At 43.1% G+C, this 6,874-nt stretch carries 5 protein-coding genes; 1 reads left to right on the top strand and 4 read right to left on the bottom strand.

Annotation, left to right across the window (positions count from 1 at the left end; all coding sequences use genetic code 11):
• Positions 1-340 precede the first annotated feature (340 nt).
• From hemG to pepQ, 4 genes are all read right to left on the bottom strand, one after another.
• A complete protein-coding gene (gene hemG / locus AAC854_RS14100; RefSeq protein WP_340617658.1) occupies positions 341-883 on the bottom strand; it encodes a menaquinone-dependent protoporphyrinogen IX dehydrogenase in 543 nt (180 codons plus the stop codon).
• Positions 884-973: 90 nt separating this feature from the next.
• Positions 974-2,425: a Trk system potassium transporter TrkH gene (trkH, locus tag AAC854_RS14095; protein WP_340617657.1), complete on the bottom strand. Its 1,452-nt coding sequence runs from the start codon at positions 2,423-2,425 to the stop codon at positions 974-976.
• A gap of 37 nt (positions 2,426-2,462) precedes the next feature.
• A complete protein-coding gene (locus AAC854_RS14090; protein WP_047961849.1) occupies positions 2,463-3,074 on the bottom strand; it encodes an IMPACT family protein in 612 nt (203 codons plus the stop codon).
• Positions 3,074-4,408: a Xaa-Pro dipeptidase gene (gene pepQ / locus AAC854_RS14085; RefSeq protein WP_340617656.1), complete on the bottom strand. Its 1,335-nt coding sequence runs from the start codon at positions 4,406-4,408 to the stop codon at positions 3,074-3,076. Before pepQ ends, AAC854_RS14090 begins: the two co-directional genes overlap by 1 nt.
• 273 nt (positions 4,409-4,681) lie before the next feature.
• Here pepQ and fadB point away from each other — a divergent pair, with 273 nt between their 5' ends.
• Entirely contained in the window at positions 4,682-6,868 is a 2,187-nt protein-coding gene (gene fadB / locus AAC854_RS14080; protein WP_340617655.1) for a fatty acid oxidation complex subunit alpha FadB, read from the top strand.
• The last annotated feature ends 6 nt before the right edge of the window (positions 6,869-6,874 follow it).

The raw sequence follows: 6,874 nt of genomic DNA, 5'->3' as shown, positions 1-6,874 counted from the left end.
TCAGTCACTCTTCAAGACTTAATCTCTTTTCGCCTTTCGGCGGAGATAGTGTCCTGCGAGTGCCCACACAGATTGTCTGATTAATTTGTTAAAGAGCGTTGGCAACCGGAATCAATCTCCCGGGTTGCGAGGCTGCGTATCTTACGCTTTTCGCCTCCGGAGTCAAGCGTTTATTTTCGCTTTTCTCCCCCTTTCCTCCGCGGCTTGTTTCAGCTCAGCGTCGGTCAGTGGTGGCGCATTATAGGGAGTTTTACGGCGCTGACAATAGTTTTTTTGCATTTTTTTTCTGTTCGTGTTTTTTTTCCTCAAAACGAAGAAACAACCAGCAAAAAGACTATTTTTAAGACGCTTTATTACACGACATTTGCAAAAATGCCTCAGAAAAACGATCTACCTGTTCCCAATCCGTATATTCAATCTCTTTTCTAGTATCTGTTTCTCCCCCAGTCATTCGCATAATGAATTGAATCATGATGCGATCTAACCAGCGGTAACGTGGATAAAGCAAAGCTCCGGCAAAAACCTCACATAAATCAGGTTGCCACGGACTTTTAGTTAAGAACTTACGTACATAAGCATTCGTTTCTGGTGTTCTCTTTTCTGGTTTTCTCGCCGTTAAATTGACACCGAAGAAAGCGGTTGGCATTTGATTCAATTGTTTTTGATGGCGAATAACAAACTTATGCAATACAGAATTGAAGTGACCATAGCGTATCGATGCACCTATCATTACCTTATGATAAGGCGTCAAATTAACCTGCTTCAATGTAGCCAAATCTCTTAAATCACACTTAATACCAGTACGGCGAAGATTTTCTGCTATACGAGTGAGGATTTTTTTAGTCTGCCCATCCTGAGTGGAATAAAGCAACAAATAGCTCATAGATACGCCCTTATTATACAGCGATTCAAATACAAATATTTTATAGATAGCGAGTTACGTAGCTGACTGCCCATGACATAAATAACTCACCTAATCACGCCAAAAAGTTGGTGTGAACAACACTAATAGTGTAAATACTTCCAAACGACCAAATAACATAGTGATAACCAATATCCACTTAGCCATTGGATTCATGGTGGTAAAATTATCAGCTACTACGCCCAACCCAGGCCCCAAATTATTCAGTGTTGCAGCAATGGCAGAAAAAGCGGAAAACTCATCAACCCCTGTTGCAATCAATAACAACATACTAATGATGAAGACTAAGGCATAAGCAGAAAAGAATCCCCATACTGCTTCAATAATTCGTTCTGGTAATGCCCTATGCCCTAATTTAATGGTGTATACCGCATTCGGATGAACCAAGCGTTTTAATTCACGGGAACCTTGTAAAAACAACAACAAAATGCGAATGACCTTCAGGCCGCCTCCCGTCGAACCCGCACATCCCCCAATAAATGCAGAACATAATAGTAAGAAAGGCAGAAACAGAGGCCAATTGGCAAAACTATCCGTTGTAAATCCCGCCGTTGTCGCCATTGAGACAACTTGAAAGAAAGCATGATTAAGCGCCTCCAATTCCGATTCATACACCGAATGCTGCCACAGTATCAGCACACAGACCGCCAGCAATGCGAATTGAATAGTGATGAACATACGAAATTCGGGGTCGCGCCAATAAACTTTCAAACTTCGGCCCGAAAGAACGGCAAAATGCAGGCCAAAATTACAACCCGATATCAGCAAGAAAATGGCAATAATTGTATTAATGGTCGGACTATTGAAAAAACCAACACTGGCATCATGGGTAGAAAAGCCGCCAATAGCGATGGTTGAAAAGCTATGTGAGATCGCATCGAACACTGACATTCCCGCAGTCCATAGAGCTATCGCACAAGCAATGGTCAGCAAAACATAAATCAGCCAGAGCGTTTTTGCTGTTTCTGCAATACGAGGACGCATTTTGTTATCTTTCAATGGCCCCGGCATTTCAGCACGATAAAGCTGCATTCCACCAACACCAAGTAATGGCAAAATAGCAACAGCCAGAACAATAATCCCCATACCTCCCAGCCATTGCAACATTTGCCGGTAGAAAAGAATGGCTTTGGGAAGAGAATCAAGGCCAACAAGTGTAGTTGCCCCTGTTGTCGTCAAACCTGAGAATGACTCAAAAAAAGCATCAGTAACTGAAAGATTAGGTTTTTCAGAGAAAATAAACGGTAATGCCCCGACACTGCCCAATACTGTCCAAAATAGGACAACAATTAAAAAACCCTCCTTGGGTTTAAGCTCGTGTTTCTGTTCCCGATTAGGCACCCATAACATTAAACCAATCACGAGGGCAAAAATGAATGTCTGACTAAATGCCCTGCCTGCGCCATCGCGATAAATCAATGCCACCAACCCCGGAATGATCATTGTGACAGAGAAAAGAATGACAAGTAGCCCGACAATACGGGTTATGGCGCGAAAATGCATTCGGCTAATTCCTTAGAAATCCGGTATGACAACATAATTATGATTTTGGTGTTAAAGACAGAGCACCACGGCTTAGATCCCGTAATTTATCACCTATTTCTCCCGCAAGGGTAGCTGGCAGTGATAACTGTAGCGTGACATTTTCAGCATAGTCGCTGGCGATCACTTGCCCAGAAAATTGTTGCAATAATTGTTCAACCATAGAAATGTGCGAATACTCACACTGTAATTGGTACAACTTCTGCGGGACCTTGTATTCAGTTTCCAATAATTTCAGTGCTTGCTGTACTCCGCTGCCATAGGCTCTCACCAATCCGCCTGTGCCAAGTTTTATGCCGCCAAAATAGCGAACAGACACAGCGGTGATTTCACCTAATCCACTTCCTATCAATTGGGCAATCATGGGCTTACCCGCAGTTCCGGTCGGTTCTCCATCATCCGAAAAACCCAATTGCTGGGAATCATCCGGCGCGCCTGCTACAAAAGCCCAGCAATGATGTCTGGCGTCAGGATATTGTTCCTTAATGCTTTGGATAAATGATTTTGCCTCATCCACCCCGCTGGTGTGTTCCAGCAGGGTAATGAAACGACTCTTTTTGATTTCTTCAGTAAAACTGACTGAAGCCGCAGGAATTAAATAAGGCTTCATTACGATAATTGTAAATTTCTGGTCATATTTTCAATTTTTCCATCGTGAATAACGATGTTGTCTTCAATGCGAATACCACCATAAGGTTTCAGCGTATCGATTTTCTTCCAATTAAAATGCTGGCGGTATTCACTTTCACGCCACTGCGCCAATAAGGTTTCAATGAAATAGAGACCCGGTTCAATGGTCAAAACCATTCCCGGCTCCAAGATACGGGTACAACGTAAATAAGGATACATTTCTGGAGCAGCCAAATGGGTTCCATTATCATCTTGCATAAATCCAGCAGCATCATGTACCTGTAAACCAAGTGGATGCCCGAGCCCATGCGGGAAAAATGGCGCTGTAAGCCCGCTTTCAACCATGCTTTCTTCGCTGATGCCATGAATAATGTCATGTTTTCTTAGCAAATTAGCTATACGATGATGCATATTGATATGGTAATCAGTATATCGAACACCCGCTTTAATCGTGCCAATAATCGCTTGCTGTTCTTCATTGAGGTCTTTAATCAATGAGGCAAAATCATTATTGGATTTTGCGGCATAGGTTCTCGTAATATCGGCAGCATAGCCATTATATTCCGCACCAGCATCAATTAAGAAACTACGAATTTCAGAAGGTACTGTCTGCCGTAATTTGGTGTAATGCAAAACGGCTGCATTTTCATTCAGGGCAATAATATTATCATAAGGAACATCCGTATCACGGTGTCCCGTTGCCATCAGATAGAACATATTGATTTCGAATTCGCTCACACCAGACAGAAATGCCTCGTACGCCGCCTGATGGCCATTCACCGCTGTTTTCTGAGCTTCACGCATACACGCCAATTCGTAATCTGTTTTATATGAGCGATGGTAACTCAAATAATTCAAGACTGTTTCCGGGTTGATATTGTGCTCAAGGATGCCCAAAGACTTAGCACGTTCAGTTTGCTCACCAATATAAGCGACATTCTGTTTTGGTAATCCATTCAGTTGCATACTGATATCATCGGCTTTTGCCAAATGAATCATTTCTACTTCTTCAGTCCAGTGACTATTAGGTAGTCGTTCTACACTATGCCAATAATCTACCGGGGAATAAAACCAGAGCTTCGGTTTATTGATTCCATCAATCCATAACCAGCAATTCGGGGCTTTGGTCACAGGAACCCAAGCCTTAAAGTGTACGTTTGCCTTGAAAGGGTAATCGTGGTCATCAAGAAAAACTCGCAATGATTCACCGGAGTGAATAAGCAGGGCATCAAGCTGAGTTCGTGCCAATATTTCACGTGTGCGTTTTTGTAAGGTTTTAATATGTTCGTGGTACAGAGGTGCCAACTTTTCCATCTTAATTAGCCTTTTGATTTTCTGGCGGGAGCTTAAATATTACCACAATTCATTATTTAGGGAGTTACCTGATAAAAAACGGCTTATCTGGAATAAAACGACAATATTTATATTTTTCAAAATACTAACAAAAAATATCTTCCCCCGTCATAAATCTTACCTGTGATCTGTCCTACAAAAAATTAATCATTGATTTGCATTAAATTAACACACTAATCACAATCAACAGCATCTGGTCATACCAGATGGTATGCACTCATTGAGGAGAATGACATGCTCTACCTAAGTGAAACTATTCAAGTAAAATGGCTGAAAGATGGCATTGCAGAATTGATCTTCAATGCACCAGCTGCAATCAATAAATTAGACACAAACACTGTTACTTCATTGGATAAAGCCGTTGCCACCCTTGAGCAACAAACTGAACTAAAAGGATTGTTATTACGTTCTGAAAAACAAGCCTTTATTGTTGGCGCAGATATTACAGAATTTTTATCATTATTTAATGCGCCAGCAGAAAAACTTCATAATCTACTGAACCTCGCCAACAATATTCTTAACCGTATTGAAGATCTCACTGTTCCTACTGTCTCCGCCATCAATGGTTATGCGCTTGGCGGTGGTTGTGAAGTCGTACTTTCCACTGATTTTCGGGTTGCATCTCCTGATCTTCGCATCGGATTGCCAGAAACGAAATTAGGCATAATGCCGGGCTTTGGGGGCTCCGTCCGCCTGCCACGCTTAATTGGTACGGACAATGCTCTCGAAATTATTTCCGCAGGAAAAGATATTGGTGCTGAAGAGGCGCTGAAAAATGGTCTGGTTGATGCCGTAGTTCCTGCTGAAAAATTGGTTGAATCTGCCGTTTCAATTCTGGAACAAGCTATTAAGGGTGATTTAGATTGGAAAGCCGCCCGCCAGCCTAAACTGATGCCTCTGAATCTCAATGAGATCGAACGTACCATGAGTTTTACCGTGGCAAAAGGCATGGTGATGAAAGTTGCAGGCCCTCATTATCCTGCACCAATCACTGCGGTAAAAACGATTGAAAAAGCCGCTACACTGGGCCGTGATGGTGCCCTGATGCTAGAATCCGACAGCTTTGTTAAACTGGCACATACCACTGTTGCCCGTGCTCTGGTCGGCATCTTCCTGAATGACCAGTACGTCAAAGGATTAGCGAAAAAACATCTGCAAGCAGTCACTACACCTGAACATGCGGCTGTACTCGGTGCGGGGATCATGGGTGGAGGCATTGCCTATCAGTCAGCGCGTAAAGGTATTCCTGTCCTGATGAAAGACATCAATCAAAAGGCGCTGGATTTAGGTATCAATGAAGCAGCCAAGTTGCTGAATAAGCAATTTGAACGTGGACGCCTGAATGCTATGAAGATGGCCAAGATCCTGTCTTCTATCCAACCGACCCTGACTTATGCTGGTATTGAACAATCTCAGATTATTGTCGAAGCTGTAGTTGAGAACCCCAAAATTAAAGCTGCGGTTCTGACAGAAACAGAATCACATATCAGCGATGATTGCATTCTGGCTTCTAACACCTCCACGATCCCAATCACAGATTTGGCAAAATCGCTGAAACGCCCAGAAAACTTCTGCGGGATGCATTTCTTCAATCCAGTACATCGTATGCCGCTGGTTGAAATTATTCGTGGTGAAAAAACATCGGATAAAACCATTTCGACCGTTGTAGCTTATGCCAGCAAAATGGGTAAAACGCCGATTGTCGTCAATGACTGTCCTGGTTTCTTCGTAAACCGCGTTTTATTCCCTTATCTGGCAGGTTTCGGCATGTTGCTGCGAGACGGTGGTGATTTCCGCCAAATCGACAAAATCATGGAAAAAGAATTTGGCTGGCCAATGGGTCCTGCTTATCTCATTGATGTTGTTGGTATTGATACAGCCCATCATGCACAAGCTGTTATGGCACAAGGTTTCCCTGATCGCATGAGCCGTAATTACCGGGATGCCATTGATGTATTATTCGAAAATCAGCGTTACGGCCAGAAAAATGGCGTTGGTTTTTACCAATACACCCAAGATAAGAAAGGCAAACCGAAAAAAGCACAAGATGAGACTGCTGACCAGTTACTGGCAGGCATCAGCAAACCAAAACATACTTTCTCTGGCGAAGAAATCATTGCTCGTACCATGATCCCAATGATTAACGAAGTCGTTCGCTGTTTAGAAGAAGGTATCATTGCCAGCCCGGCAGAAGCTGATATGGCACTGGTTTACGGTCTGGGATTCCCTCCATTCCACGGTGGTGTTTTCCGTTATCTGGATACCATGGGAACCGCAGCCTACGTGAGAATGGCCGAGAGTTATGCTCACTTGGGTGCGCTTTATCACGTACCAGCGGGCCTGAAGGCAAAATCCGAAAGCAATGAAAGTTATTACCCTGCCCCAGCAGAACTTGCTGTTAATCTAGGTGAAAAAGAGTGAGGTCTG

Origin of the sequence: Xenorhabdus entomophaga, from assembly GCF_037996725.1 — a bacterium.
Lineage (GTDB): Bacteria > Pseudomonadota > Gammaproteobacteria > Enterobacterales > Enterobacteriaceae > Xenorhabdus > Xenorhabdus khoisanae.
The sequence above is the reverse complement of the archived record's forward strand: the minus strand, read 5'-3'. Positions and strand labels throughout refer to the sequence as shown.